At 63.0% G+C, this 24,783-nt stretch carries 28 protein-coding genes and 1 pseudogene; 22 read left to right on the top strand and 7 right to left on the bottom strand.

Translation table 11 applies throughout. The annotated features are described in order from the left end of the window. The first annotated feature begins 172 nt into the window (after window positions 1-172). The 6 genes from ACN9MO_RS32705 (at window position 173) to ACN9MO_RS32730 (ending at window position 7,160) form a co-directional block, all read left to right on the top strand. Complete coding sequence (locus ACN9MO_RS32705) at window positions 173-1,120, top strand: ABC transporter permease (RefSeq protein ID WP_425989379.1); 948 nt, start codon at window positions 173-175, stop codon at window positions 1,118-1,120. Beyond that, window positions 1,117-2,016 (top strand): ABC transporter permease, encoded by a 900-nt coding sequence (locus ACN9MO_RS32710; protein WP_425988510.1) that lies wholly within the window; start codon window positions 1,117-1,119, stop codon window positions 2,014-2,016. Before ACN9MO_RS32705 ends, ACN9MO_RS32710 begins: the two co-directional genes overlap by 4 nt. Next, on the top strand, window positions 2,016-3,827 hold the full coding sequence (locus tag ACN9MO_RS32715) for an ABC transporter ATP-binding protein (RefSeq protein WP_425988513.1): 1,812 nt from the start codon (window positions 2,016-2,018) through the stop codon (window positions 3,825-3,827). Before ACN9MO_RS32710 ends, ACN9MO_RS32715 begins: the two co-directional genes overlap by 1 nt. 23 nt (window positions 3,828-3,850) lie before the next feature. Beyond that, window positions 3,851-4,711: a 2OG-Fe(II) oxygenase gene (locus tag ACN9MO_RS32720; protein WP_425988516.1), complete on the top strand. Its 861-nt coding sequence runs from the start codon at window positions 3,851-3,853 to the stop codon at window positions 4,709-4,711. A gap of 43 nt (window positions 4,712-4,754) precedes the next feature. Continuing rightward, a complete protein-coding gene (locus ACN9MO_RS32725; protein ID WP_425988519.1) occupies window positions 4,755-6,317 on the top strand; it encodes an ABC transporter substrate-binding protein in 1,563 nt (520 codons plus the stop codon). 105 nt (window positions 6,318-6,422) lie between these two features. Then, the gene (locus ACN9MO_RS32730) at window positions 6,423-7,160 is read left to right on the top strand and encodes an MBL fold metallo-hydrolase (RefSeq protein WP_425988522.1); all 738 of its coding nucleotides are present in this window, start codon (window positions 6,423-6,425) and stop codon (window positions 7,158-7,160) included. A 3-nt stretch (window positions 7,161-7,163) separates the two neighbouring features. Here the strand turns inward: ACN9MO_RS32730 and ACN9MO_RS32735 are convergent, their stop codons facing one another. Then, window positions 7,164-7,829 (bottom strand): GntR family transcriptional regulator, encoded by a 666-nt coding sequence (locus tag ACN9MO_RS32735; RefSeq protein ID WP_425988525.1) that lies wholly within the window; start codon window positions 7,827-7,829, stop codon window positions 7,164-7,166. Window positions 7,830-7,949: 120 nt separating this feature from the next. Here ACN9MO_RS32735 and ACN9MO_RS32740 point away from each other — a divergent pair, with 120 nt between their 5' ends. The 5 genes from ACN9MO_RS32740 to ACN9MO_RS32760 all read left to right on the top strand — a co-directional run bounded on the left by ACN9MO_RS32740 (window position 7,950) and on the right by ACN9MO_RS32760 (window position 12,464). Then, the gene (locus ACN9MO_RS32740; protein WP_425988528.1) at window positions 7,950-9,014 is read left to right on the top strand and encodes an ABC transporter ATP-binding protein; all 1,065 of its coding nucleotides are present in this window, start codon (window positions 7,950-7,952) and stop codon (window positions 9,012-9,014) included. Between the two features lie 49 nt (window positions 9,015-9,063). Then, entirely contained in the window at window positions 9,064-9,453 is a 390-nt protein-coding gene (locus ACN9MO_RS32745; protein ID WP_425988531.1) for a cupin domain-containing protein, read from the top strand. Window positions 9,454-9,484: 31 nt separating this feature from the next. After that, entirely contained in the window at window positions 9,485-10,495 is a 1,011-nt protein-coding gene (locus tag ACN9MO_RS32750; RefSeq protein WP_425988534.1) for an ABC transporter substrate-binding protein, read from the top strand. A gap of 102 nt (window positions 10,496-10,597) precedes the next feature. Further along, entirely contained in the window at window positions 10,598-11,638 is a 1,041-nt protein-coding gene (locus ACN9MO_RS32755) for an ABC transporter permease (protein WP_425988537.1), read from the top strand. Then, complete coding sequence (locus ACN9MO_RS32760; protein ID WP_425988540.1) at window positions 11,628-12,464, top strand: ABC transporter permease; 837 nt, start codon at window positions 11,628-11,630, stop codon at window positions 12,462-12,464. The genes ACN9MO_RS32755 and ACN9MO_RS32760 overlap by 11 nt, the downstream gene beginning before the upstream one ends. 18 nt (window positions 12,465-12,482) lie before the next feature. Here ACN9MO_RS32760 and ACN9MO_RS32765 read toward each other — a convergent pair whose 3' ends face one another. Further along, the gene (locus ACN9MO_RS32765) at window positions 12,483-12,746 is read right to left on the bottom strand and encodes a hypothetical protein (RefSeq protein ID WP_425988543.1); all 264 of its coding nucleotides are present in this window, start codon (window positions 12,744-12,746) and stop codon (window positions 12,483-12,485) included. Between the two features lie 139 nt (window positions 12,747-12,885). On the opposite strand from ACN9MO_RS32765, the gene ACN9MO_RS32770 reads away from it, so the two are divergent. The 8 genes from ACN9MO_RS32770 to ACN9MO_RS32805 all read left to right on the top strand — a co-directional run bounded on the left by ACN9MO_RS32770 (window position 12,886) and on the right by ACN9MO_RS32805 (window position 19,137). Continuing rightward, entirely contained in the window at window positions 12,886-13,401 is a 516-nt protein-coding gene (locus ACN9MO_RS32770) for a gamma-glutamylcyclotransferase family protein (protein ID WP_425988546.1), read from the top strand. Window positions 13,402-13,484: 83 nt separating this feature from the next. Beyond that, on the top strand, window positions 13,485-14,351 hold the full coding sequence (locus ACN9MO_RS32775; RefSeq protein ID WP_425988549.1) for an ABC transporter substrate-binding protein: 867 nt from the start codon (window positions 13,485-13,487) through the stop codon (window positions 14,349-14,351). Between the two features lie 15 nt (window positions 14,352-14,366). Next, window positions 14,367-15,215: an amino acid ABC transporter permease gene (locus ACN9MO_RS32780; RefSeq protein ID WP_425988551.1), complete on the top strand. Its 849-nt coding sequence runs from the start codon at window positions 14,367-14,369 to the stop codon at window positions 15,213-15,215. After that, window positions 15,212-16,003 carry an amino acid ABC transporter ATP-binding protein gene (locus ACN9MO_RS32785; protein ID WP_425988554.1) on the top strand — a complete coding sequence of 264 codons (792 nt, stop codon included), beginning with the start codon at window positions 15,212-15,214 and terminating at the stop codon, window positions 16,001-16,003. Before ACN9MO_RS32780 ends, ACN9MO_RS32785 begins: the two co-directional genes overlap by 4 nt. A gap of 103 nt (window positions 16,004-16,106) precedes the next feature. After that, window positions 16,107-16,544, top strand: coding sequence for a VOC family protein (locus ACN9MO_RS32790; RefSeq protein ID WP_425988557.1), 438 nt, complete (start codon window positions 16,107-16,109; stop codon window positions 16,542-16,544). Window positions 16,545-16,553: 9 nt separating this feature from the next. Then, on the top strand, window positions 16,554-17,456 hold the full coding sequence (locus ACN9MO_RS32795; protein ID WP_425988560.1) for a DMT family transporter: 903 nt from the start codon (window positions 16,554-16,556) through the stop codon (window positions 17,454-17,456). A gap of 25 nt (window positions 17,457-17,481) precedes the next feature. Continuing rightward, window positions 17,482-18,288, top strand: coding sequence for a pyrroline-5-carboxylate reductase (gene proC, locus ACN9MO_RS32800; protein ID WP_425988563.1), 807 nt, complete (start codon window positions 17,482-17,484; stop codon window positions 18,286-18,288). A gap of 198 nt (window positions 18,289-18,486) precedes the next feature. Further along, the gene (locus ACN9MO_RS32805) at window positions 18,487-19,137 is read left to right on the top strand and encodes a GntR family transcriptional regulator (RefSeq protein WP_425988566.1); all 651 of its coding nucleotides are present in this window, start codon (window positions 18,487-18,489) and stop codon (window positions 19,135-19,137) included. Window positions 19,138-19,515: 378 nt separating this feature from the next. Here ACN9MO_RS32805 and ACN9MO_RS32810 read toward each other — a convergent pair. The 5 genes and pseudogenes from ACN9MO_RS32810 to ACN9MO_RS32830 form a co-directional block, all read right to left on the bottom strand. Further along, a pseudogene (locus ACN9MO_RS32810) lies at window positions 19,516-19,697 on the bottom strand (DUF6494 family protein); the annotation flags it as partial. Between the two features lie 757 nt (window positions 19,698-20,454). Then, window positions 20,455-20,796 (bottom strand): hypothetical protein, encoded by a 342-nt coding sequence (locus ACN9MO_RS32815; RefSeq protein ID WP_425988569.1) that lies wholly within the window; start codon window positions 20,794-20,796, stop codon window positions 20,455-20,457. A 38-nt stretch (window positions 20,797-20,834) separates the two neighbouring features. Next, window positions 20,835-20,993, bottom strand: a complete 159-nt coding sequence (locus ACN9MO_RS32820; RefSeq protein ID WP_156414582.1) for a hypothetical protein — start codon at window positions 20,991-20,993, stop codon at window positions 20,835-20,837. After that, window positions 20,990-21,739 (bottom strand): exonuclease domain-containing protein, encoded by a 750-nt coding sequence (locus ACN9MO_RS32825; protein WP_112997268.1) that lies wholly within the window; start codon window positions 21,737-21,739, stop codon window positions 20,990-20,992. The genes ACN9MO_RS32820 and ACN9MO_RS32825 overlap by 4 nt, the downstream gene beginning before the upstream one ends. 135 nt (window positions 21,740-21,874) lie before the next feature. Continuing rightward, window positions 21,875-22,246: a hypothetical protein gene (locus ACN9MO_RS32830; RefSeq protein ID WP_192495106.1), complete on the bottom strand. Its 372-nt coding sequence runs from the start codon at window positions 22,244-22,246 to the stop codon at window positions 21,875-21,877. Window positions 22,247-23,153: 907 nt separating this feature from the next. On the opposite strand from ACN9MO_RS32830, the gene ACN9MO_RS32835 reads away from it, so the two are divergent. From ACN9MO_RS32835 to ACN9MO_RS32845, 3 genes are all read left to right on the top strand, one after another. Beyond that, entirely contained in the window at window positions 23,154-23,522 is a 369-nt protein-coding gene (locus ACN9MO_RS32835) for a hypothetical protein (RefSeq protein ID WP_057248642.1), read from the top strand. 90 nt (window positions 23,523-23,612) lie between these two features. Then, entirely contained in the window at window positions 23,613-24,026 is a 414-nt protein-coding gene (locus ACN9MO_RS32840; RefSeq protein WP_192495105.1) for a SyrB-like regulator, read from the top strand. 109 nt (window positions 24,027-24,135) lie between these two features. Then, window positions 24,136-24,684, top strand: coding sequence for a hypothetical protein (locus tag ACN9MO_RS32845; RefSeq protein ID WP_425988575.1), 549 nt, complete (start codon window positions 24,136-24,138; stop codon window positions 24,682-24,684). The last annotated feature ends 99 nt before the right edge of the window (window positions 24,685-24,783 follow it).

The raw sequence follows: 24,783 nt of genomic DNA on the forward strand, positions 1-24,783 counted from the left end.
CGAAGCGAGCCGACGTTGGTCACAGGCGCAAATCCGCCTGCGGTCGCGAGAACGGATATCTGCCCCTTCGAGGGGATATCCCCGCCCTGTGGCATGCCCTGGAACGGCTGCGCGCGGCGCGGTGGTGGCCGAGCGACTGACGGCCTCACGGGAGGTTTTTGAAATGGTGAGGATGCTAATGAGACGCTTAGGCAGCGGCGCGGTGACGCTCGTGCTCGTGTCCCTGATCATCTACGTGGCGACGATCGCGCTGCCGGGGGATGCTGCCGTCGCCGTTCTTGGCAAGACCGCCACGCCGGAATCGCTTGCTGCCTTCCGCGCCGAGCATCATCTCGACCAGCCGGCGGCGCTGCGCTACCTCGCCTGGATCGGCGATCTGGCGACGGGCAATTTCGGAGTGTCGGTCGTCAGTGGGGAGCCGGCGGGCGACCTGATGGTCAGCAGGGGGCTCAGGACGCTGACGCTGATGGCTTTCGCCGTCTTTATCGGCTTTCCACTTGGCACGGCCATCGGCGTCTTCGCGGCCGTGCGGCGGAACAGCCCGGCGGACCACGCGATTTCCCTCACCATGCTGGTGATCACCGGCATTCCCGAATTCGCGCTGGCGGTGCTGACCGTGCTCGTCCTCAGCACGACCGTCTTCCAGCTTTTCCCGGCCGTGTCGATCTATAATGCGGACCAGTCGATCTTCGCGCAATTCGACATGCTCGTCCTGCCGATCCTGACGCTCGTGCTGACGATCCTGCCCTACATCGCGCTCACCATCCGCGCGTCGATGATCGAGATCCTCGACAGCGATTTCGTGGCCATGGCGCGGCTGAAGGGCGTGCCGGAGGGACGCGTGGTGCTGCGCCATGCGCTTGCCAACGCGGCCGGCCCGCTCATCCAGGTCTTTGCCGTCACGCTGGTCTACATGGCGGGCGGCGCCATCATCGTCGAGACCGTGTTCCAGTTCCCGGGACTGGGAAGCGCCCTCGTGGAAGCCGTGCGCAACCGCGATCTGGTCGTGGTGCAGGCAACGACGCTGGTTCTCGCAATAATCTATATCGGAGTGAACATCCTGGCCGACCTCGTCGTCGTCGCTCTCACTCCGCGTCTGCGCACAAAGGTGACGGCATGACTGTCCTGCAAGCCCACGAAGACCATCCCGCGCCCGTCGTCAGGAAAAAGCCCGCCGGCATCTTTCTTTCTACGCTCCGCACCCCCAAGGGCCGCATCGGCGCAATTCTGCTCGGATCGGTCGTGCTGCTCGCGATCCTAGGACCCTGGCTGACCTCGGTCGATCCCGAAGACCTTGTGGGAATACCGTTCGATCCACCCGGACCGGACGCCCTGTTCGGCACGGACTATCTGGGGCACGACACGCTGAGCCGGTTCCTGCACGGCGGGCGCGCCATCATGGTGCTGGCGGCCATCTCGGCCCTTCTCGGCGTCGGGCTCGGCACGGCGCTCGGACTGGTTGCGGCCTATATGAAGGGCACGGTCGGTTCGATCATCATGCGGGCGCTGGATGTGCTCTTGTGCTTTCCCGCCCTCGTCCTCACGCTGCTCGTCGCCTCGATGATCGGCACCTCGCTGCCGCTCGTCTGCATCGTGGTGGCGCTCTCGCATGTGCCGCGCACGGCGCGCGTCATCTATGCCTCGGCGTTGCAGCTCTCGGAGCGCGAATTCGTCGTCTATGCGGAGATGATCGGCGCCAGCCGCTTCGGCGTGATGCTGCGCGAACTGCTGCCTAATCTTGCCGGCCTCGTCGCGCTCGAACTGGGCCTGCGGGCAACCTGGTCGATCGGCATCGTCGCCTCGCTCAGCTTCATCGGCCTCGGCGTCCAGCCGCCGGCCGCCGACTGGGGCCTGATGATCAACGAGAACCAGCCGGGCCTGCTCCTGCAACCTTGGCCGGTCCTCCTGCCTGTGGCGGCGATTTGCATCGCGACGATCGGCGCGAACCTCTTCACCGACGCCTTCAGCCAGAAAACTGCCGGCGTGAGCCGCACCATTACATCCGGGGGTGAATGATGAACGTTGCGCCAAACCACCTCGGCGTGCCGGCGGGCGGGACGCAGGCCGCCCTTCAGGTTGAGGGGTTGCGGGTCGATGTCGTCGGCTCGAAGACCAATATCGTCGCCGACATCAATTTCAGCCTGCAGCCGGGCGAGATTATGGGTCTCGTCGGCGAATCCGGCTCCGGCAAGACCACGGCGGCGCTGGCGCTGCTCGGCTATGCCAAGATCGGCACGGCGATAACAGCAGGATCGGTTCGCATACGGGGCACGGATCTTCTGCCGCTTGCCTGGCAGGAAATCCGCCGCCAGCGCGGACGCCTGATTTCCTATGTGCCGCAGGACCCCGGCGCCTCGCTGAACCCTGCCATGCGCATCGGCGCGCAGATGCTGGAAGCTCTCAACAAGGATGGCAAGGACTTTGGCGCGGCCGAGCGCGTGGCGCAGGCGCTCGCGGATGTCGCCCTTCCGGCGACGCCCGAATTCCTCAAGCGTTTTCCGCATCAGCTTTCCGGCGGCCAGCAGCAGCGCGTCGGCCTTGCCATGGCCTTCATCGGCAGGCCGGCTGTCGTCGTCCTCGACGAACCGACGACGGGGCTCGACGTCACCACCCAGGCCCATGTGCTGGCGACGGTCCGGGATCTGTGCGCGCGCTACGGCACGGCGGCGGTCTATGTCAGCCATGATCTCGCCGTCGTGAACGATCTCGCCGACAGCGTGGCCGTCATGTATCTCGGACGCATCGTCGAATCTGGGCCGACCCGTCTCACGCTGCGCTCCCCGGAACATCCCTATACGCGGCTGCTGATCTCGGCGATCCCCGATCCGCTGGTCCGCCGCAAGCTGCGCGGCATTGCCGGCCATGCCCCCTCGGTGGCGAGCCGGGACGGCGGCTGCGTCTTCGCCTCGCGCTGCCCGGACGTGCTGGACAGCTGTCGCCGCTCGGAGCCGCGGCTGCTGCGGCTCCATTCGGATGAGCACAAGGTGGCGTGCCTGCGCCGGCAGACGACGGATGATACCGTTCCGTTCCGGGTGCCGGCCATCGAGGCGGCGGCGGAAAGGGTGGAAAAGCCCGTGCTGCTCGGCGTATCGGGGCTTGATGCCGGATACGGCAATGTCCGCATCCTAAATGGCCTCGACCTGGAGATACGGCAAGGCCTGTGCACCGCCATCGTCGGCGAATCCGGCAGCGGCAAGACGACGCTGGCCAAATGTCTCGGCGGCCTGCACACAGACGCAAAGGGTAGCCTCCAGCTGCACGGCGAGACGCTTGCCTTTGGCACCCGCCGGCGCAGCACGGAACAGCGGCGCGCGGTGCAGTACATTTTCCAAAACCCCTACAGTTCGCTGAATCCTCGCCGCACGGTGCAGGAGCTGATCGCGCAATCCATCGCGGCCTTCACAGAAAAGGGCGGGGCGCCGCGCCAATCGGTGGCCGACCTGTTGTCGATGGTGGCCCTCAACCCGCGTCTTCACGACCGCTACCCGCAGCAGCTCAGCGGCGGCGAGCGCCAGCGCGTGGCGATTGCGCGTGCGATCGCGGCCGACCCGGAAATCCTGATCTGCGACGAGATCACCAGCGCGCTTGATGTCTCTGTTCAGGCGTCGATCGTCCAGCTTCTGAAGACGCTGCACCGGCAGTCCGGCACCACGATCGTCTTCATCACGCACAACCTCGCGGTCGTGCGCGCCATCGCCGACCGGGTCGCCGTCGTCAAATCCGGGGTGCTCGTGGAAGAGGGGCCGAGCGATGCAGTGCTCGATGCGCCGCAAGACGCCTACACACGGAATCTACTCCAGAGCACGCCGCGGCTCTGGTGGAGCTAACCAGCCAAATGAGGAGTGAAGAAATGAGCACGATGCAAGCCCCCGACGTCAGCCATCTGGTCGACCTCGAGCGCTACCCGATCGATGATCTGGCGAGCCCGAAGCGCCGTGAATTGATCGAGAATGCCAAGGCCTCGCTGCGTGAAAGTGGTCTTGCCAGCTTTCCGGGTTTCTTGACCGAGAGGGGCCTGGCGACCTGCGTCGCCGAGGTGGAAAGTCTCAAGAGCAAGGCCTATGCCCGCGACCTCCTGCGCTTCATCTATCCGCAGGAAACGCTCGACCCGTCGCTGCCGGCCGACCATCCGTTCCGTAAGCCGCAGCCGCTGATCCAGCGCATGCTGTCGGCCGATATTTTCGATGGCGAGAGCGAGCTGCGCAAGATCTACGAATGGGGCGGCCTGCCGCCGTTCTTCGCGGAAATCCTGGACCAGAGCGTCCACCACATCGTCGATCCGTTCCTGTCGCTCGCCGTCATCATGATGAACAACGGCCAGACCCACGACTGGCACTTCGACGGCAATGACTGGGTGGTCACGCTCTTATTGCAACGCCCGGAATCGGGCGGCGAATTCGAGTTCGTGCCACATACCCGCGACAAGGACAATCCGGGCCTCGATCGTGTCGAGGCGGTGCTACGCGGCACTTCAGACGAGGTGATCTCCGTGTCCCAGGACGCCGGTACGCTCGTGCTCTTCTACGGCGACCAGTCGCTGCACCGTGTCGCGCCGTCTAACGGCACGCGCGACCGCATGGTGGCGGCCTTCTCCTACGACAACGCGCCGGGCTTCGTCTTCAACGAGAAGGTCCACATGAACGCCTCGGGACGCACGACGCCGCTCTACGTGTCGCCGCGGCTCAGCGCCATGGCGGATGCTGCCAACTGAACCTGCAAAACTCCTGATCACTCCAAGGCCGAAGGAGCCGGTGATGAAACCTAGTTTGCTCATGCCCGCAATGGTTACACGACGCAATGTCCTCCTCGGCGGCGGCATTGCCGCAGCCGCGGCGCTCGCCGGCCCCTCCCTGTTGCGGAGTGCTCACGCGACCGACAATGCGACCCCGAAACGGGGTGGCACCTTCCGGGTCGGCGCGGAGGATGCGAGTTCCAAGGACAACATGGATCCGGCGCTCGCCTTTTCCGGCTTTGCCGCCATGATGTGCCGGGCGATGTACGATTCGCTCGTGAAAGAGGATGCGACCGGGAAACCCTACGACTCGCTGGCGGAGGTCTTCGAGCCTGACGCCACGGCGCAGGTCTGGACCATCCGCATCCGGGATGGCGTGACCTTCCATGACGGCAAGGCGGTGACGATCGACGACGTCATCTTCTCTATCACGCGCGCCATGACGACGACCGGTTCGCTTGCCGCGCGCAGCCTGGAGGCACTCGATCCTAAGGGCATCGAGAAGGACGGCAAGCTCACGGCCCGCCTGAAGCTGAAATATCCCTATTCGTTCTTCAAGCAGGCCTTCTTCCATCCGTGCCTATCGATCGTGCCGAGCGATTTCGACGCGAAGAAGCCGGTGGGCTCGGGGCCGTTCAAGTTCGTCAGCTTCGAGGACCAGAAGTTCGTCGCCGAGCGCAACGCGAACTACTGGCTCGACGGCAAGCCCTATCTCGACCGTATCGAGGTGATCGGTTTTGCCGATCCGACGACGGCGCGCCTGAACGCTCTGATGAGCGGCCAGATCGACGCCATGCCCAACCTCGCCTTCACGCAGGCGAAAACCATCGAGGGGCGGGAGGATATCAAGCTGCTTTCAGCAGCCGGCGCTTCCTTTGAGCCCTTCACCATGCGGGTGGACCAGCCGCCGTTTAAGGATCCGCGCGTACTCGAAGCGTTCAAACTGATGGTCGACCGCGAGCAGCTGGTGCGCAACGTCTATGCCGGGCGCGGGCGGATCGGCAACGATCTCGGCTGGGCACAGGACCCCTATTACAACGCCGGTATCCCCCAGCGGGCCTACGACCCGGACAAGGCGAAGTTCCTGCTCAAGGAAGCTGGCCAGGAAGGGCTGCAGATCGAGTTGCATCCGAGCCCCGAGGCCCCGTGGAATTCCGCGGCGGCGCAGGTTCTCGCCCAGCAGGCCAAGAAGGTCGGCGTCACCGTCAAGCTAGTGGCCTCAGCCGACCTGTCGAGCTTCTATGACCAGAAATACCTGAAGGTCGAGTTCAGCCAGGACATGTTCGGCCCCAACCCTCTGTCGGTGACGGCCGGTTACTCGCTGCTACCGGATTCGCCCTACAACGAGTCTCATTGGAAGGACGAGAAGGCGGCAGAACTGTTTAAGCTGGCCTCTTCCACCGGCGACAGCGACAAGGCGCGCCAGTATCTTAACGACTTCCAGCAACTCGTGCACGACAAGGCGGGCTGGATCGTCTGGGGCTTCCGCGACAGCCTTCAGGCCGTCAGTGGCAAGTTCGGCGGGCTGGAGCCGTCCCTGCGGGGCGTCAACATGCACGATTTGTCCGGCGTGTGGGCACTTTAAACCAACCGTGGCGCTCCGGCGCCACGCCCTGTTTCCTCCCCCGCCTTGCGCGCCGTCCGGTCACCGGGCGGTGCGCAAGATCGGTTTTTACCACGAGGCCATGCGATGACACTGAACCTTTCAAACCCTGCCGTCCGTATCCGCGCGGAAGACTGGTATGAGGTCGTCCCCTTCGCCGATGGCGTCTTCATGATCCACGAACCTTGGATCCACCCTTTTTTCCGCTGCAACATGTGGTTCGTGCGCGGGACGGAGCGCGATCTTCTTGTCGATACTGGCCTTGGCCATTTCGGCCTGCGGGCGCATGTGCCGCTGCTCCGCGGGCGGCCGATCGTCTGTGTGTCGAGCCATGCCCATTTCGACCATATCGGCAGCACCCACGAATTCGACACCCACCTTGCCCATCCGGCCGAAGCGGAGATTTTCGTCGATCCCCGGCCGGAATGGACGCTCGCGGCCGGCTATGCGAACGAGGACATGTTCATCGCCCCGCCGGAAGGCTGGGAAAGCGCCGCCTATCGCGTCAAACCGTGCCCGCCGACTGGCTTCGTCGAGGACGGCGACGTGGTCGATCTCGGCGATCGGCGCTTCGAGGTCATCCACACACCCGGCCATTCACCGGGCGGCATCGCGCTGTTCGAACGGGCGACCGGCACGCTGATTGCCGGGGACATCGTCTATGACGGCGACCTTATCGACGACACGTTCCACTCCGACAGGGCGGCCTATCGCGCCTCGCTGGCGCGCGTGGCGGATTTTCCCGTCGGCATCGTGCATGGTGGCCATTTCGCAAGCTTTGGGCCGACGCGGTTGAAGCAGCTCGTTGCGGCCTACACGGGCTGAGCATCACATCACCTCGCGCAGGTCAGCCGACGACTGGCGCAGATGGGCGACGATGCCGGCCCGTGCGGCCTGCGGATCCCCGGCCATCACGGCATCCGCCACCTGCTTATGGAAGTCCCCGTCGGAGGATTTTGCGCGCAGGCGGTCGCGGCAATAGTACCAGAGCCGGACGCTGAGGTTGAGATACTGGTTGAGGGAGGCTTCCAGGAAGGGATTGTGCGCGGCGCGATAGAGGAGGCGATGGAATTCTGTGTCGAGCGCGTTGATGCGCAGCGGGTGCGATTCTCCGAGCAGGGTCTCTACACAGGCCATGATCGCCCGCCGTTCCTCGACGCTGGCGCGCGAAGCCGCCAGCTCTGCCGCCAAGCCCTCCATCTCCACGCGCGCCTCAGTTAGCCAGCGCTCGTCGGCGAGGTTGATCTCGCTGACAAAGGTACCGCGGCGTGGATAGACGACGATCAGGTGTTCGAGCGCCAGGCGCTTGATCGCATCGCGGACTGGCGTCAGACCGACCCCGAGGGCCCCCGCTAGATCCGTCTCGTTCAGTGGCGCGCCGGGGGAAAGCGTAAGCGAGATGATCCGGTCGCGGATGCTCTCATAAGCAAGGCCGACGGCGGAGCTTCCGCCGTCGCGCTGGTTTTTGCCCACTTCAGAAATTTCAGATCGCATGCATGGTTCCCGTTTCGGTCGGTTTGCCCAGAAATAGCGTTGACAAGCGCACGAGAAAAGATACGCTGACTGAAATTTCAGTTTGCGAATAACAAAAACTTTAGATGCGAGGTTTGCCCGATGTCCATATCGCAAGCTGGCGTGGAGTTGCGCTCTCTGGTATGCCGCTACGGGCCGGTCGAGGCCGTGCGCTCGATGGATCTTGCCATCGCGCCGGGCGAGTTCTTCACGCTGCTTGGGCCGAGTGGCTGCGGCAAGTCAACGACGCTCCAGGCGATCGGCGGCTTCGCGCGCCCGTCGGGTGGGCAGATCCTCGCCGGCGGCGAGGACATCACGCACCTGCCGCCGGCGCGCCGGCCGACCAATTATGTCTTCCAAAACTATGCGCTCTTTCCGCATATGAGCGTGGCGGAGAATGTCGAATACGGGCTGAAGCGTCGCAAGGTGCCGGCCGGTGAACGGCGCCAGCGTGTGCTGGCCGAATTGGAGCGCGTCGGCATGCAGGGTTTTGCCGGCCGCCGGCCCACCCAGCTTTCCGGCGGCCAGCAGCAGCGCGTGGCGCTCGCCCGCGCCCTCGTCAACCGACCCGCCGTACTGCTTCTCGACGAGCCGCTTTCGGCGCTCGATTTCCTGATGCGCAAACAGTTACGCGAGGAATTGAAGGCGATCCAGCGCGATATCGGCACCACCACGGTCTTCGTCACGCACGACCAGTCGGAAGCGCTCAGCATGTCCGACCGCATCGCTGTTATGAATGCCGGGCGGATCGAGCAGATCGGCACGCCGGGCGAGATCTACGAGCGCCCGCAGAGCCGCTTCGTCGCGGAATTTGTCGGCAGCGCCAACCTGCTGCCTGGCAGGGCCACCGTGGCGGATGGCCTTTCCCTCGTTCTCGATGCTGGGATCACGGTGTGCCTTGCCGGCGCGCTCGCACCCGAAGGGCAGCGCTGCCTGCTGATGGTTCGGCCAGAGCATATGCGGCTGGTGGAGGACGGCGCGGCCGGCGGCATCGCCGCGACGCTCGCCAAATGCACCTATGTCGGCGATCACCACGAATTACTCGCCACGCTGGCCGATGGCAGCGCGGTCACGATCAAGCAGCAGGACCGGCCGTCGCTCACCCCCGGCGCGCCCTGCCGCATCGCCTTCGACGAGACGAAGGCGCACGTCATCCCTGCATCCTAGCAGGCAAACCGAGCCGCCCGGCGGCACCATCATGTGAAAGAGGAAGCGCATGCCCAAGGACAACATCATCGAAACTGCCGCAAAGAGCGGCGTGCAGGTTATTAAATTCGGCGATCCGGCCAATGACTGGCACGACTACGGCGACATGCCGGGGGACCGCACGCCGGGCAATCCAATCGGCCAGCACGCGTCCGTCTGGAAATCGGCCGATGACCGCGTAACGGTCGGCCTATGGCGCCGCGACGCCGACTTCGGCGACCTGCTCGGTACCGGCCAGTGCTTCGACTTTGTCATCGAAGGCGACGTCACCGTGACCGACCAGCACGGCGCCACGCATGTCGCCAATTCCGGCGACCTCCTGATCTACAATGAGAAAGACGAGGGAAGCTGGGAGCAGCCCGGCCCGATCCGCAAGATCTTCATCCACGTACGCGACTGACCAGATTCACCAATCAAAAAGGGGAACGTCCATGAACAGGTATCGCTTCACGGCCAATCGCCGGCAGGCGCTCAAGCTCATCCTCGCCGGTGCGGGTGTCATGGGCGGCCGCTTCGCCATTCCGTTCTCCGCGGCCCATGCCGCGGAGGGCACCATTACCTGGGCCGCCAATTCCGGCGAATGCGACCCGGCCGATATCGCCCGCTTCAAGGAAGCGACGGGGATTACGGTCGACTATCGCGAGGTCATCTCCGATGCCGACCAGTTCTTCGCCAGCGTCCGCCCGCAGTTCACCGCCGGCCTGCCGATCGGCTATGACGTGATCTGCATCTCCAGCGCCTATACGTCCTTCTATGCGGAGAACGGCTGGCTCGAACCGCTCGATCCCGCTGCGCTCCCCAATGTGCAGAAGAACCTGCTGCCGTCGCTGAAATCGGTCAAACATGCCGATATCGCCATCCCCTTCGACTTCGCGCCCGTAGGCCTTGCCTTCAACCGAGCGCATTTCAAGGACGGTCTGGGGTCCTGGGGCCAACTGCTCGACCCGGCGGTGAAGGGCAAAGTCGGTCTCTACGCCACTCCCGTTGTTAACGTTGCGGCCTGGGGGCTTTATCTCAAGGACGAGGGCAAGATCGACAACGTTCCCGCTGAGATGACGCTCGAGGAGGCCCTGGAGGTCCTGTCCTTCCTAAAGCCGCATATCGAAAGCGGGCAGCTCCTCCCAGCGCAGGGCGAGAATGCCGGCCAGAAACTCTCGAACGGCGACCTGATCGCTTCCATGGCGCCGCCCGTCAACATCTCGCAGCTCGATCCGACCAAGGTCGGCTTCGCCGTGCCCAAGGAGGGCGCCCCAGCCTATGTAGACCGGCTCGGCATTCCCAAGGGGCCGCCGATCCGGCTGCCGCGCTCGCCTTCATCGACTGGTGGTTCCGGCCGGAGAATGCCGCGAGCTTCTGCCGCTACACGCTGCAATATCCCTATGCCGTCGGCGTCAAGGAGGAGCTTGCGAAGGTCGATCCGGCGCTTGCTGCCAATCCCTTGATCTTCCCGCCTGCCGACGTGCTCGACCGGTTGTTCCCCTATCCGGCGTCCTGGGACCAGCGCGAACGCGCCCAGATCGCCCGGACCTGGACGCAGATGATCAGTGGCTGAGATGGTTCCGCTCGCAAAGGCGGCCGGCGCGCGCGCTCCCCGGGCGCGGGCCGGCTGGCCGGAAATGCTGCCGACGCTGGCCTGGCTCGTCGCCCTCCTCGTCCTACCGCTCGTCTATATTCTGCGCATGTCCGTCAGCGCGGATCCCTTCGCGCTGACGGCGACCGGCTGGTCGCTTGCCAATTATGCGGATTCCATCCCCTTCTATTGGAACAACCTGCTCAATTCCGTGCTGATCGGCCTCTCGGCCACCCTTCTCGCCTTCGCCATCGCCATGCCGGTCGCCTATGGCATTTCCTTCTATGGCGGGCGGTGGAAGGCCGTGTTGCTCTTCGCCTTCTTCGCGCCCTTCCTAACGAGCTATCTCATCCGCATTGTCGCCTGGCAGACGCTGCTCGGTGCCAACGGTCCGCTCTTCGCTCCCATCCATGCGGTGACGGGCCTAGAGGTGCGGGTGCTTGGAACGCCCTTCGCAGTGGTAGCGGGCTTGACCTACCAGCTCGTGCCCTTCGTCCTCCTGCCGCTCTACGCCGCCTTCAACCGCATCGACCGCACGCAGTGCGCGGCGGCGGACGATCTCTATTCCGGCCGTTGCGGCGCACGCGGTGCGGCGATGGGCGGGGCCGGCGGCCTCGCCATCGGGCTCCTGCTCGCCGCGGTCTTCTTCGGTGGGGGCAGCATCGCCGCGCCGGGGCCGATTGCTTTCGCGCTGGCGGTGATGCTGCTCGGCGCGGCTGTCGGCGGCACGATGACGGAGCGTTTTGCCCTGATCGTCTTTCCGCTCAGCCGCAACGGTTTCATTGCGGCGGCCGTGCTGTCGTTCATTCCGGCGCTCGGCGATTACGTCAACGCCGCCCTGCTCGGGGACATCCGCACGCAGATGCTCGGCAACGTCATCCAGGCGAAATTCCTGGTGGAGCTGGATTATGCCGGGGCGGCCGCGCTTTCCACGACGCTGCTGATCGCCGCCATGCTGCTGCTCACCCTTCTCCTGCGTCTCATCCGCGGCACGGAGCTTCTCGATGTCGTCTAGCACCACCACCGCGCGCGAAGGCTGGGCTGTCAGGCTCATGATCGGGCTTGCCCTCGTCTTTATGTTCGCACCCGTCGCCACGATGACCGTCTTCTCCTTCAACGATCCCGGCGGCCGCTTCAATTACGAGCTGGGCAGTTTCTCGCTGGAGGCCTGGCGCTACCCCTTCGCCGTGCCGCAGCTTGGCGTGGCGATCCGCAACAGCCTCGTCGTGGCTGCGGTCTCGGCGCTGCTGGCGGCCCTGCTAGGTACGCCGGTTGGCTTCGCGCTGGGAAGTCGCAAGTTCATCGGGCGCGGAACGGTTTCGGGCCTCACCTTCATTCCTTTGGCGACCCCGGAAGTGGTGCTTGGCGCCGGCATGCTGATCCTCTTCGTGGCGACGGCGACGATCCCGCTCCTGAAGACGTTGACGGGCGGGCTGTTTTATCCCCTCGGCTTTCCAAGCGTCATCGCGGCCCATACGACGCTTGGCCTCAGCTTCGTCATCATCAACGTGCGATCGCGCGTCATATGCGCCGGCGTGACGCTAGAACAGGCCGCGCGCGACCTCGGTGCCTCCGGCTTCACCGTCTTCCGCACAATTTGGCTCCCCATCATCCTGCCGGGCATTCTCTCCGGCGCGCTGCTCACCTTCGCCATCTCGCTCGACGATTTCGTGCTGACCAATTTCACCGCCGGCGGAACGATCATGTTTCCGACTTGGCTCTATGGCCTGATGCGCCGCGAATTGCCGCCGCAGATCGCCGTGGTCGGCACGCTTATCTTCCTTGTGTCCCTCGGCCTCGTCGTCCTTTCGGGAAAAATTTCCGGACGGCAGCCGAACTGACATCCCCGCAGATCACAGTCAGTCTCGGTCGAGACGGCGGCTGAGGCGCCAGCGATCGCCGCCCCGGTTTTCCAACTCCCACGACTTTCGCGCGATCGCTGTGCCCTTGCTGGTTCTGTAGGCATCGATCGTCAGGACGATCCGGCCGTCACCCAGGCGCTCGACATGTGCGCCCGCCACCGTGCCGTCACTGAATTCCACATGCTCAGCTCCGTCCCGCTGTCCCGCCGCGGCGATCGCCGGGCAGCCCGGATAGGCATGGCTGTCCAAGATTTTGATCATCCTTTTTCTCCCTTCCGAAAGCGCGCGCGGCCGATGGCTTGACTGCGGATATTTTGTCATATACGAAACCATATATGGAGATCTGGCAAACGGCAATCTCCACTCTAACGTAACAACGATGGGAGCGAGCCTTCGCCCCATGGAAGAGGGTTTCATGTACTACTTCGCCTATTGCACATGGCTGCACGACATCGAGATCGCCCGGTTCATGCCGGAGGCAAAGCCGGTGACCAAGGCCTATGCGGCCAACCATGCGCTGCGCTTCCATGCGGCGGGCGACCGCAAGGATCGCGGCTGGTGCCATCTCCTGGGCACAGCGGAAGCCTGGGGCGAGCGCGCCCATGGCGTCGTGTTCGAGCATGACGAGTCGCATTTTGAGGAGGATTACGACGATTTCGAACGCTGCTGCGTGACGGTCTATGGCGAGGACGGCAAGCAATATGATTGCTGGACCTATCGTCTGATCACGCCCGGCATCGCCATGCGACCGCCGAACTTCTACTGGGAGCATATCCCGGCCGGGATGAAGCAGTGGGGCTTCTCGCCAGACTATATCGCGAAGGTGCAGGCGGTCTTCGACAATGCCGCCGAGTGCCCGCGCGCCGACCGCCCGAATCCGTCGGCCATCCCGGGCAAGGGCGCCGATTCGCGCTGACGACTGCGGCGGCGTCGGTCTGCCGATGCCGCTGTCCGCCCAGACCGATTGCAGACAAGATCAACAATGACAGGGGTAATGCAATGAAACATGGGATAATCCGCACGCTCATGCTAGCGGCCGCGACGACGGCCGTCTTTGCCGGCGCCGTTTACGCCGGGGAGGGGACAAAGCTCTTGCCCGAGGCCGTCCGCCAGGGCGGCAAGATCACTGTGGGCTCGCAGCAGACTTTTCCACCCATCGAATTTCGTCAACCGGGCGCCAGCGAAGTCACCGGCGCAAGCGCCGATCTCCTGCAGGAGATCGCCAAACGGCTCGACCTGAAGCTCGAATATGTCCAGGCCGAATATGCGGCCCTTATTCCCGGCATCGAAGCCAGACGTTTCGACGTCGCCTCCGGCGGCATCAGCGACACCGAGGAGCGCGAGCAGAAGCTCGATTTCGTGAACTACATGGCCTCCGGCGGCTCTGCCATGGTGCGCGCCGAAGATGCGGACAAGTACAAGACCATCGCGAATTTCTGCGGCAAGTCGGTCGCAACGCTTCTGGGCAGCCGCGTCATCATGGCCAAGGTCGAGGAAGCGTCCGCCGCCTGCACAGCGAAAGGCGAAGCGGCCATCCGCGCCGAGCAGCTTCCCTCCGCGCCGGACGCACGCATGCAACTCGATCTCAAGCGCGTCGATGCCTATCTCGGAGACTTCCCGGCGCTCGTCTACATGGATACGCAGTTTCCCGGCAAATATTCCATTGTCGGCGGGAACTACATGCTGACGCCCTACATCACCTCCTGGGGCTTCTCCAAGGATAATGCGGGGCTGCGCGACGCTGTGAAAACGACGCTGCAGGAAATGCTCTCGGACGGCACCTACAAGACGATCATGGACAAGTGGGGCGTCGGTGGCGCCGTGCTGCCGGAGATCACCGTCAATCTGCCGGCCAGCAAGCGCTGACGGGGAGGAAAGGCCATGGCCGTGACGCACCGTCTCTCTGCCTCCGAACTTCCGATCGTGCATCGACGCCGCTGGGGTGCCTGGATCCTCGGCGCTGTCGCCCTGCTGGTTGTGGTCACGGTCGTCCATGCAGCCATTCGCGCGCGGATCGTCAATCTCGGCGTCTTTGCCGACTACATCTTCGATCCGCTCATCGTGATGGGGGCGGTCAACGCCCTCATGCTTGGCACGCTGGCACTCTTCATCGCCACCACGATCGGCTTCGTCGCTGCCCTGATGCGGGTGAGCGGCAATCCCATCCTGGTCGCGATCTCCTCGACCTACGTCTATCTCTTCCGCGGCACCCCGATGCTGATCCAGCTCATCTTCTGGTTCAACGCGGTGCCAATCATGTTCCCCTCGATTACCATCAGCCTGCCTTTCATAGCCGAGCCGCTGTTCAGTACCCCGACGACGTCGCTGGTGACGCCGTTCCTTGCCGCGCTCGCCGGCCTCAGCCTCGCTGAGGGCGCCTATATGAGCGAGATCATCCGCGCCGGCATTCTCGCGGTCGACAAGGGGCAGCGGGCCGCAGCGACGGCACTCGGCATGACCCAGCGCCAGGTGCTCACGCAGGTCGTCATCCCGCAGGCCGGCCGCATCATCATTCCGGCGGCGGGCAACCAGTACATCATGCTGCTGAAGGCGTCGTCGCTCGCATCGGCCATCGGTTATCTCGAGCTGTTGCGCGTTGCGACCGACATCTACTCCTCCAATTTCCAGGTCGTCGAACTGCTGGCGGTCGCCGCCTTCTGGTATCTCGTCATGACCGCCTTCGCCACGGCGATCCAGACCGTTCTCGAAAAGGTTTTCCCCCAAAGATGAGCACCGCACACGAAGAAATTTACGCCGTTTCCGTGGTCGGCGTCTCCAAGAAATGGGGAACCGTCTCGGCCTTCAACGATGTCAGCTTCGACGTGCCGCAGGGCGAGGTCGTGGCGCTGCTCGGCCCGTCCGGGGCCGGCAAGTCGACGCTCCTACGCTGCGTCAACCATCTGGAAACCATTTCCGCTGGCCGGATCTACGTGCACGGCGACCTGATCGGCTACCGGCTGGGCGACCGGGCCCTCTATGAGCTGTCCGACGCGGAAATCAGCCGTCAGCGGCAAAAGATCGGCATGGTCTTCCAGCACTTCAACCTGTTCAAGCACATGACGGCGCTCCAAAACGTGATGAGCGGCCCAATCCACGTTCTGCAACGATCGAAGGCGGAAGCGGCTGCGCTGGCATTGGACCTGCTCGCCAAGGTGGGGCTGAAGGCCAAGGCGGGCGCCTATCCGTCGGAACTCTCCGGCGGCCAGCAGCAGCGCGTCGCCATCGCCAGGGCGCTTGCCATGCAGCCGCGTGTCCTCCTGCTCGATGAGCCGACCTCCGCCCTCGATCCGGAGCTGGCGCAGGAAGTGGTTGAGACGATCCGCAAGCTCGCCGAAGAGGGCCAGACGATGCTGATCGCCACCCACGACATGGGCATCGCCCGGGACGTTGCCGACCGTGTGATCTTCATGGAGGGGGGCCGCCTCGCCGAAGATGCGACGTCGCAGGCATTCTTCACCTCGCCGGAGAGCGATCGCGCCCGGCAGTTCCTGGCGCGGTTGCTACCGGCAACGCAGTAGGCGGATTTTGTCAGCCGCCCGTCGATTTCCAATCCGTCCGCTTGCCTGCGTCGCTCCGGCGCGGCCAAAGCCTTTGCCTACAATCCCGAATGAGGGCCTCGCCATGACTGGCATTTTCCAGCATTTGCACCACGTCTGTATCGTCGTCCACGATCTTGAGAAGACGGTTTCCTACTACGAGAGCCTTGGCGTCGGCCCCTGGTTCGATTATCCGAAGAAGGGCGCCTATGTGGAATTTGATGTGCCGAACAGGGCGGCTTCGGACGCCATGCGCTACAAGTGCTGCGATCTCGACAACGTGCAGATCCAGCTCTGCCAGCCGGGGGAGTTGGACTCGCCTCAAAAGCGTTTTCTCGATGAGCGCGGCGAAGGCGTCTATCACCTCGGCTTCGAAGTGGAAGATCGCGATGGGGCCGAGGCGCGGGGCCGGTCGCTCGGCCTTGCGGTGATCGCCCGCGGCAAGAAGACGGACGGATCGGGCTTCTGCTATTTCGACACCCGTGAAAAGGCCGGCATCGTGCTCGAAATCCGTAAGTCCTGAGGATTAGCGATGGCGCGCCTCTTTTCCGTCGCGGGGACCGGCATCGATCCGCGCGCCGTCGTCCGCGGACGCGAAAGTGTCCTGCTCTGCCTTGCCGCAATGTTTCTGTTCGCGGCGTCGGATGTCATCGCCAAGCACCTGTCGGTGAGATTCCATCCCTTGCAGATCGCCTGGTTCCGCTATCTGGTGGCCTCTCTGTTCCTGACATGCATCTGCTTGCGCTTTGGCAGACCTGCCCGCAGCGTCTTTCCCGCCGGCCAGGTCGTTCGCGGCCTCGGCATGGCCGGGGCGACGATCCTGCTGGTGGCGGCCCTACGCCTGCAGCCAATGGCCGAAGCGACGGCGCTGGTCTTCATCTCCCCGTGCCTCGTCACCCTTCTCTGCGTGCTGATTCTCAAGGAGCGTGTGCCCGCCTGGCGGTGGGTGGGCGTCTTCGGCGGCTTGCTCGGGGTGATGGTCATCCTGCGTCCGGGCCTGGCCGGCTACAATCCCGCCGCTCTCTTTTCGATCGCCTCTGCCGCCTGCTGGGCGACGGCCCTGGTGATGACGCGACGTGCGGTGATGGCCGACAGCCTGTCGACCACGCTCGCCTATTCCGCCCTGACGGGCTTCGTGCTGTTGACCGGGGCGCTGCCGTTCGTCTTCCGGGGATTGACCGCCGTTGACGTGGTCCTGTCGGTCGCGATGGCCTCGCTGTGGCTGGCGGCGCATGTCGCCATCGCCTTCGCCTATCGCCGGCCGGAGACGCAGGTGTCCCGCCTCGCACCGATTTCCTACACCCACCTCCTCTGGGCCACGGGCTTTGGCTACCTCGTGTTCGGCATGATACCGGACGCCATGACGGTCGCAGGGGCAGCCCTGATCATTGCGAGCGGCCTGGTCGCCCGCAGGGGAGAGGGACAACCCGGTTGAAACCACGTCGGAAGGGAGTGTCGTCATGAAACAGGTTCTGCTGATCGGAGCGGGCAATATGGGGTTCGCCATGCTGCGGATCTGGACCAGAATGGCTGGCCACCGCTTCTCTGTCGTGGAAGTGAACGAGGGCTTGCGGCAAAGGGCGGAAGAGGTCGGCGCGCAGGCCTATGCCGCCGCGGCCGATCTGCCGTCGGGCTACGAGGCTGACATCCTGGTGGTCGCCACCAAGCCGCAGGCGGTTGCGGATGCGATCGCCGCCAGTCGCGGATGTCTGCGGGCGGGCGGGCTGCTAATCTCGGTCGCCGCGGGCGTCACCATCGGCGCAATGCGCCGCAATGCGGGAGAGGGGCCTGTGATCGTCCGCGGCATGCCGAATACGCCGGCTGCCGTCGGGGAAGGCATGATCGTTTGCTGCGCGAGCGCGAATGCACACACACCGGACCTTGAACGCACGCACGCCCTGCTTTCGGCCATCGGGCGCGTCGCTTTCGTTGAGCACGAAGGGATGATGGATGCGGTGACGGCCGTGTCCGGTTCGGGGCCCGCCTATGTCTTCTACCTCCTCGAAGCCTTCAACGTGGCAGGCGTTGCCGCCGGCCTGCCGCCGGACCTTGCCATGACGCTTGCCAAGCAGACCCTCTTCGGGGCGGCGAAGATGGCGTTGGATCCGCAGGTCGATCCGTCCGTATTGCGGGCGCAGGTGACAAGCCCGAACGGCACGACCGCAGCCGCTCTTTCGGTCCTCATGGACGCCGACCATGGCCTGGCGCCCCTTATGCAGCGCGCTGTCGAAGCGGCATGCCAGCGTTCCCGAGAGCTGGGTGAATAGGTTAGAAAAAGTGGTCATGGTGGAGAGCTATAGTCTTTTCTGTCCCTTCCAGCGCTCTTGAATGTCGCGAAACCTTAGTCCATATACGAATTGATATATTCAATCCTCTGGTGGATCGAAGAGTTATTTGCATTGCGCCGGTGAGGGACGTCATAAGTACGGGCTGCTCTTGGATAGCGTTTGAAAGGTAAAAGATCGATGGCGTCAAGAAAGGCCTCGGCTGGCGAGTTCATTGCGTCGGATGTTCGCAATCGCCTACGCAGCATGATCCTCGGTGTCGAACTTAAGCCGGGCCAGCGTCTGGTCGAAGACGATCTATGCGAGCGTTTGAATGTCGGGCGCACCCCCGTACGCGAAGCGCTGCTGCTCCTTCAAGGTGAAGGGTTCCTCAGCCGTGAACGGGGATGGGTCGTCGAAACGGTCGACCGGAGCCAGGTGCGCGCCATCTTCGAAAGCCGCGCCGCGATCGAGGCGGCCACCGCCCGGCTTGCCGTGCGCCACGCCGAGCAAAGCGAGCTGGATGAATTGGCTCGACTGATCGAGGCGATGGAGCCCGGCGAAACATTGACGCGCGGCGAACTGAACAGCCTCAATACCCAGTTCCACAAATTGATCGTGACCGCGTCGAAGAACCTGTTCCTAGCGCAGTTCCATGAACGGACCCAGTTCCACTACTGGATGCTTCGGGTGCCGATCCTGTTTTCCGAGTCTGAGGTCAAGGAAACCAATCTTCAACATCGACGCATTTTTGAAGCGCTCGTCAACCGCAACGAAGACGAAGCGGAGCGCGCCGCGCGACATCACGTCGAGGCAACGATGGCGATCGTCGAACCGGCCATTGATCTGTGATTCCAAAGTGTTGGGACGACCAGCGGCACAATAGATCTGAGGAATCCACTTCGGTTACAGACAAGCCCTTTCCGTCACGCTTTCTAGTGGCGGCTTGGCAGAATTTCTGAGCAAACGTCCCTGCAAATTCGTGCTCAGAGAGGTAGGGCGACGACCGGTCGCCGCCCTCCCTTGCATTTGACCTTTGGGGTTGCCGAAGACCCGAAACCAATTCGTTGAACCGCAACAGATCCTCATTTGAACACCTGCTGCGACGGCATGCGATGTAAGTCGCGCCTTTCCTACCTTGGATCATGTCCCTGGGTCAGGGTTCGATGCCGTGCATTGGCCGAGGCTTGTAGCCCACCCGTCGGCTTCCCTAGGCGGCTGGGGGACGTCGCGAAGTTCCATCTCGCCATTCACTACGTGGTCGAGGTCGGTGCCTTCCGCCGCCAGCGTCATGCGGACCTTCAGCTTTGGCCGCCGGCCTGCCCTCCGCGCACCGTCTCCTCGCGCTGCGAGGTGATGCCGACTTCCTTTAGGAACGTGCGGATCGACATGTTGAAGGCGTCTTCGCTCATGGCGGAACTCCACTGTGTTCAGGAAGCCATTGTAAGGGACGACGGGTGGTCAAGGCAGCAGACCTGTCAGGTGCGGTGCGCTACAAACAGAGTGCGACCCGGCCAGATCCATTCGGCGTAAGTCTCACTCAAGCAGAATGGAATATTCATGCGTCGGGAAGCGGACACGTTGGTCGTAGAATACCGGGGCTTCAGATGCGGTTCGCAATCTCGCATATCCGCGACTGGTGCGCCGTAGAATAAGGCAGGATCGCTCCGTTCTGAAGGAACCGCCAGGGGTCTAAAATAATGCCAAGCCGAGGAAGGATTATAGGTCTCATAGCGGAGACTGACGTTCACATCGACGGACTGAGTATACCTCCGGGGTTCTACTCGGCGACGGTGAGAACGTCTCGTTCCTGCCAGCACCGGAAGAAAGCGCCGGAGACCACGTATGAGCTCCATCTGAACGCCCGCGACCTTAAAGCGGTCCGCGGTTTCATCGGAGATGAACGCGGCGCCAGCATGGATGCGACAACAGCCGTCCAAAAGGGATATTTCACCATCGCCTGATGAGGTCGCGCCCTTGGAAGCTCGGGACGCAAATCAAGGACGGACATCTGCCGTCCATCGCTTTACCAGTGTAAGGGGTGAGCCATCGGCACCTAGACAAGAACCCTTGTGCTGGGTGCGGACAAAGTAACCTGCTGGGGATGGCGATTGTGTCCCGGAAAAGAGATGTCATGAGGTCTCACGTGGTATTCTTGCACTGAAGACCTCACCCCTGCATGTCCTGGCCACCCAACCATGGCATGAAAGCGGTTCTTGACTCTGCATAGAGCTGCTCAAGTGCAAGACTTCTTATCGTGAACGCGACACCCGCGCCGAGATGGCGAACACTGGCTACCTCCGCGCGAATCTGGCCACGCTTGGTGGCAGCAGACTGCAATTCTCCGACGATCCGCTCGAGGTGTTCACCCGGTAGCCGCTGAAACATCGTCAGATGAGCTCGAAGGAAGTTTCGATCCGACGGAAAATGCGCCTTTCGAAGGCGATCGAACGGTTCAAGGTCTGTCTCCGCGATCCGGGCGGTGAGGATGAGCGGTTTGCGGGTCTTCAAGCCAAAGTCCTGTCGATGCTGGGTGGGGGCAATGTGCCTTACGACGGCAGATGTGCAAGCGCAGGCTGCGTGTTCTTCACGAGACGCCGGCTAAGATCCGGTTCGCCGTCGTCCCACCAGATAGGGCCATCTTCACCAAGCGCCACCTTGGCATCGCCCACCCTCCGGCGCGTGCGCGACGCGTCGGTCGCTTTCATAGCAAGGTTCGCTGCGCTGGCTCGATAACAGCGGGCGGCTCGAGTTCACCCCGCCTTGCCAACTCGGTCTGGGCGCTGAAACGGATATCGCTATCTCTATCGTGAAGAAATTCCGTGAGCGTCTCGGTGCTAAGACGATCCCAACCCTTCCCGCGATCTGGCCCGGACGGCACGCGCGGCAGGAGCCCCGGCTCGGCGCTCCACGCCAGCAACTGATCGAGCGATGTCGCGTTCAACAGGTCGCGCAGATGATGAGCCGTGACATAGGCATCCGGCATGCCTCGATGGGCCGGCAGTCCTATCTCGTGAACGAGACCTTCCGGCATACGCTGGTAGCGGAGCATCTGATTGGAAAACCGCGGGAGCTCGGGCCAAACCCGTAGGGCGCACTTCCAGGTACAAATCCAGGGTGAGCCGCCGGTCAGGCGAGTGGTGCAGTACCGCTGCTCGAAGGCCGCACGATGTGCAGCAAGAGCGTCGATCCTGCCGGGCGGACGCAACACTCCTGGCGCGACATCTTTCCAGTAGGGCGCGCCGGCGACTTGTTCGTCGAGAATGTGATGGATGGCCATCGTGTCGGGCGAAATCGGCCGTCCTGGATTGACCATCAGCGCGCCACGTTCATCGTTGACGGCCCAACGTCCATGGTCTTCAAGGACCACATCCTGCCAGCCGATCTCGCAAACGTCGTTCGGTCCATTGCCGGCCGTTTCCAGATCGATGACGCGAACGCGGGATGTCGACACTGCTTTCTCTCGTCCTAGTGCGGTCGCCCGGTTTCTAGTGCGAGCCGGCCGCCACGGGTTTCTCTCCGCCTGCTCATCGTGGGTTTTGTTTCGACCCTTGAGGCCGATTCCGGTGATCGAGACAGTGGGATCTAACTATCTAGTGCAGCAAGGTATCGCCCGCCACTTCGAATGACGAGCGTTGAGCAAAGTCGAATTGCCGTCCACCACGAGCCACAGCGCGTTGTCCAAGGAGTGAACCGTCAGGGGTTTGCGTTTCTCCTGATTGCCTTTCGCCGCGGCCAACATATGGCGGTTGGCATTGACGATGCCTCTTTCGCGCGCACGCGCGTTGACCAACTGCTTCAGCGGAATAAGGAGGTGTGGTTCGCCAAGATCGAAGTAAAGCGAAGGATCATCAGGAAGCCGTGCGAGCGTGGCGGCGATATCCTGATTCAACTCAATCTCCACAACAGCCCCATCGGGCCGGAGAGTGAAATACTTGAGCGACATTTCGTCAGTTTTCATTGCGTACCTCTGGCAGGCTCGTGATGCTTGGCGCTACAGCGAAGGGTACTCGCTTGCGATGGGTTTGAACGGATTGAACCGCGGGATGCCAATTGGCATAGGCGCCGCGCTACATTTGTTGCTCCGCGCCTATGTACGCACGCGCTGTCGGGCGCTGCGGTAGATCAGATCCGACGATTGCGGTGGTTGGTTAGAGGCTGAACTCAACGCCGCACCCATGCTTTTTGCCTGCTGCTCGGTCAATCTAAACTGCAGTGACGACACATCCGTTCGCCCCGGGTCAACACTGAATTCGATCCTCAAGACGATGTCACCACTCCCGTCTGCGGTGACGGCTTCGGCCTTCCAATCGATGACGGTTGATGCTCGAAGATTTCCCCGTGCGTCTTTGCTCCAATCATTCATGTGCAAGCTGACCCCCCTTTAGCGCGAAAGTTGGCAGACCCCCGGAGCGCGCGGCTTTCGTTCCCGTCCCCGACCGCGCTACGTAAATTGGTTCATACCAATTCAGGGTAATGGTTAATTGTTTGCTTGGCATTAAAATTTGCAAACCGAATGACAATGGGCGCCACGCAGATCGCGGGCGAAGGCGATGGCGCACCGGTTGACGTCCCGGATCCCAGCGTCGTCGAGCCCGAACTTTCGGCCCCCAGCCGCCATTGGCGCCCAGGTCGGCGTGTCACAAAGCCCCGACTCGCGACCTGAGCCAAGTCGAAATACGAAACCGCGTAGCGTCGCAGCATCTCGCGCCCCTCTGGGCTGTCGAGCAGGACGAGGGAGGCGAACAGCGGCATTTCGGCGCCGGTGCGGTCTCCCTCAAGATCTTCTTTGTGTGGCTTCGGGGGAACTCCCGTCTGTCGCATGAGTTTCACTAGGATCGAGTGGCGGCAAAAGGAGAGAAAGCCCGATGACAAATATTAAAGCCAGGGGATTTGAGAGCCCATCGCATTTGCGGGAGCACCTGGACGAGCTTGAGCAGGAAAGTCCCGCCGAAGATCCCTCGGTGGCAGAAGCCGTTCTTTCCCCTGCGGAAGAGATCGCGGAGTTGCGCGGCGTGGTCGCAGAGCTCCACGCTCGGTTGGTAGCAATCCGTGAACAGACGGATGGGATAGATACGCCTCGATCGCGCGGCGTCCTTCACTCCTGGCTGAGGATTGTCGTCACGGCTGCGACCTCCTTTGTTCTCGCGCGTCTGGTACAGGAGTTTCGTCTCGGCGCCCCGGGGGCCGCGGCGGTACCGTTGCTCACCGCGCAACTAGACCGCAGGTTATGGTGAGTCACTTACGCGTTTCCGGTCCGATTGGTCTCATTGACTCTGCTCTGTCCGCGTTTGAAATAAGACTGCTAGTTGAAGAGGGAACAACTCATGGCAGACGAGAACAATATCGAGACCGTCGAGACGACGACCCCGGCAGAAATTGCGCCGGCGAAGAAACGCCGGGGGCCAAGGGCGAAGAACGTCGCTACGGAAGCAACCGCCGAGACCGCTCCGACGGCAGATGGTGCCAAGGCGGGAAGGGGACGCCGGAAGAATGCCTCGAGGTCGGCCGACGACGTGGCCTTGGTCGAGACCGTCGGCAAGACCCGGGCAAAGAAAGCAGCCAAGGGCGCCGGTAAAACCTCAGCTCAGAAGCAAGCCACCCCAGTGGTGGCTCCGGTTCTTGATGACATTACGGACCTGCTTCACCTCGAAGAAGAGAATGCGCGCTTGCGCAAGACGCTGGCCGAGAAACTGCGGGCCGAAAACGCGGATCTACGCAAGCGCCTTGGTCTTGCCTGATCCCCGGTGCTGGCCGATTGGAGTTCGCGATCGGCCCCCTCCCTACATTTTGGTTGCCGAGCGGCCTCGCAATGGGTGCCGGTGCGAGCGGTTGAGCTGAGGGCGCACGATGAAGTCACCCTGGAAATATTTGATTGAACTGGCGTCGCTTGGCCGGACAGCCAAGGAGTCTGCGAGCCCGCCGGAGGCCGAGATTGCGAAGCAGAACAGACTATCCGCAGCTCCGGAAGAAGGCACTCCGGCACCCTTGGATCGGGCGGAAGGTGCTGCAACCCCGACAGTTGACGCGTCGAGCCGGACGGCAGACCTGACCGGGAACGTTGTTGACCCAGTTGAGATAATCGAGCAGGTGGCTGCGGCCATCAGGGTCGACCGGCCTCGCGCCGTCGATCACGCCTCGGAAGTCGCACCATCGGCCCAGCGGCGCCCGCAGACAGTCCCGCGGCGCGCCAGGAAGACAGGCGTCAGACCCGTTGCTGTGGCTGAAGACATCCGCCCCCGAGAGGCGCCCTGGGATGTGCGGTCGCCGCCGACGTTGTCCGAGGAAGTTGCTGCTCTGGATGAAGAGGTCCGGCAGCTGAGACGGCAGCTTACAGAAAAACTGCGTTTGCAGAACAAGCAGCTTGAAAGATTGCTATCGCGGTTTGGCGCATCGTGATCTGAGCGGCTTGCACGAGCCAAACCGATGGACGAACGCTAGTTTCTGGGATCATGAAACCCAATCCGTCGCTTCTGTAGGAACGTGGTGCGGCCGGGT

This window comes from Ensifer sp. R-19, assembly GCF_049905105.1.
Lineage (GTDB): Bacteria > Pseudomonadota > Alphaproteobacteria > Rhizobiales > Rhizobiaceae > Ensifer.

Bases quoted from the DNA above. Each gene is read 5' to 3' on its own strand.
- ACN9MO_RS32760 (WP_425988540.1), top strand. From the start codon at position 11,628: ATGTCGTCTAGCACCACCACCGCGCGCGAAGGCTGGGCTGTCAGGCTC.
- proC (WP_425988563.1), top strand. From the start codon at position 17,482: ATGAAACAGGTTCTGCTGATCGGAGCGGGCAATATGGGGTTCGCCATG.
- ACN9MO_RS32840 (WP_192495105.1), top strand. From the start codon at position 23,613: ATGGCAGACGAGAACAATATCGAGACCGTCGAGACGACGACCCCGGCA.
- ACN9MO_RS32730 (WP_425988522.1), top strand. From the start codon at position 6,423: ATGACACTGAACCTTTCAAACCCTGCCGTCCGTATCCGCGCGGAAGAC.
- ACN9MO_RS32845 (WP_425988575.1), top strand. From the start codon at position 24,136: ATGAAGTCACCCTGGAAATATTTGATTGAACTGGCGTCGCTTGGCCGG.
- ACN9MO_RS32765 (WP_425988543.1), bottom strand. From the start codon at position 12,746: ATGATCAAAATCTTGGACAGCCATGCCTATCCGGGCTGCCCGGCGATC.
- ACN9MO_RS32725 (WP_425988519.1), top strand. From the start codon at position 4,755: ATGAAACCTAGTTTGCTCATGCCCGCAATGGTTACACGACGCAATGTC.
- ACN9MO_RS32830 (WP_192495106.1), bottom strand. From the start codon at position 22,246: ATGAAAACTGACGAAATGTCGCTCAAGTATTTCACTCTCCGGCCCGAT.
- ACN9MO_RS32740 (WP_425988528.1), top strand. From the start codon at position 7,950: ATGTCCATATCGCAAGCTGGCGTGGAGTTGCGCTCTCTGGTATGCCGC.
- ACN9MO_RS32835 (WP_057248642.1), top strand. From the start codon at position 23,154: ATGACAAATATTAAAGCCAGGGGATTTGAGAGCCCATCGCATTTGCGG.
- ACN9MO_RS32820 (WP_156414582.1), bottom strand. From the start codon at position 20,993: ATGAAAGCGACCGACGCGTCGCGCACGCGCCGGAGGGTGGGCGATGCC.
- ACN9MO_RS32750 (WP_425988534.1), top strand. From the start codon at position 9,485: ATGAACAGGTATCGCTTCACGGCCAATCGCCGGCAGGCGCTCAAGCTC.
- ACN9MO_RS32780 (WP_425988551.1), top strand. From the start codon at position 14,367: ATGGCCGTGACGCACCGTCTCTCTGCCTCCGAACTTCCGATCGTGCAT.
- ACN9MO_RS32710 (WP_425988510.1), top strand. From the start codon at position 1,117: ATGACTGTCCTGCAAGCCCACGAAGACCATCCCGCGCCCGTCGTCAGG.
- ACN9MO_RS32715 (WP_425988513.1), top strand. From the start codon at position 2,016: ATGAACGTTGCGCCAAACCACCTCGGCGTGCCGGCGGGCGGGACGCAG.
- ACN9MO_RS32720 (WP_425988516.1), top strand. From the start codon at position 3,851: ATGAGCACGATGCAAGCCCCCGACGTCAGCCATCTGGTCGACCTCGAG.
- ACN9MO_RS32795 (WP_425988560.1), top strand. From the start codon at position 16,554: ATGGCGCGCCTCTTTTCCGTCGCGGGGACCGGCATCGATCCGCGCGCC.
- ACN9MO_RS32775 (WP_425988549.1), top strand. From the start codon at position 13,485: ATGAAACATGGGATAATCCGCACGCTCATGCTAGCGGCCGCGACGACG.
- ACN9MO_RS32805 (WP_425988566.1), top strand. From the start codon at position 18,487: ATGGCGTCAAGAAAGGCCTCGGCTGGCGAGTTCATTGCGTCGGATGTT.
- ACN9MO_RS32790 (WP_425988557.1), top strand. From the start codon at position 16,107: ATGACTGGCATTTTCCAGCATTTGCACCACGTCTGTATCGTCGTCCAC.
- ACN9MO_RS32785 (WP_425988554.1), top strand. From the start codon at position 15,212: ATGAGCACCGCACACGAAGAAATTTACGCCGTTTCCGTGGTCGGCGTC.
- ACN9MO_RS32735 (WP_425988525.1), bottom strand. From the start codon at position 7,829: ATGCGATCTGAAATTTCTGAAGTGGGCAAAAACCAGCGCGACGGCGGA.
- ACN9MO_RS32770 (WP_425988546.1), top strand. From the start codon at position 12,886: ATGGAAGAGGGTTTCATGTACTACTTCGCCTATTGCACATGGCTGCAC.
- ACN9MO_RS32705 (WP_425989379.1), top strand. From the start codon at position 173: ATGCTAATGAGACGCTTAGGCAGCGGCGCGGTGACGCTCGTGCTCGTG.
- ACN9MO_RS32745 (WP_425988531.1), top strand. From the start codon at position 9,064: ATGCCCAAGGACAACATCATCGAAACTGCCGCAAAGAGCGGCGTGCAG.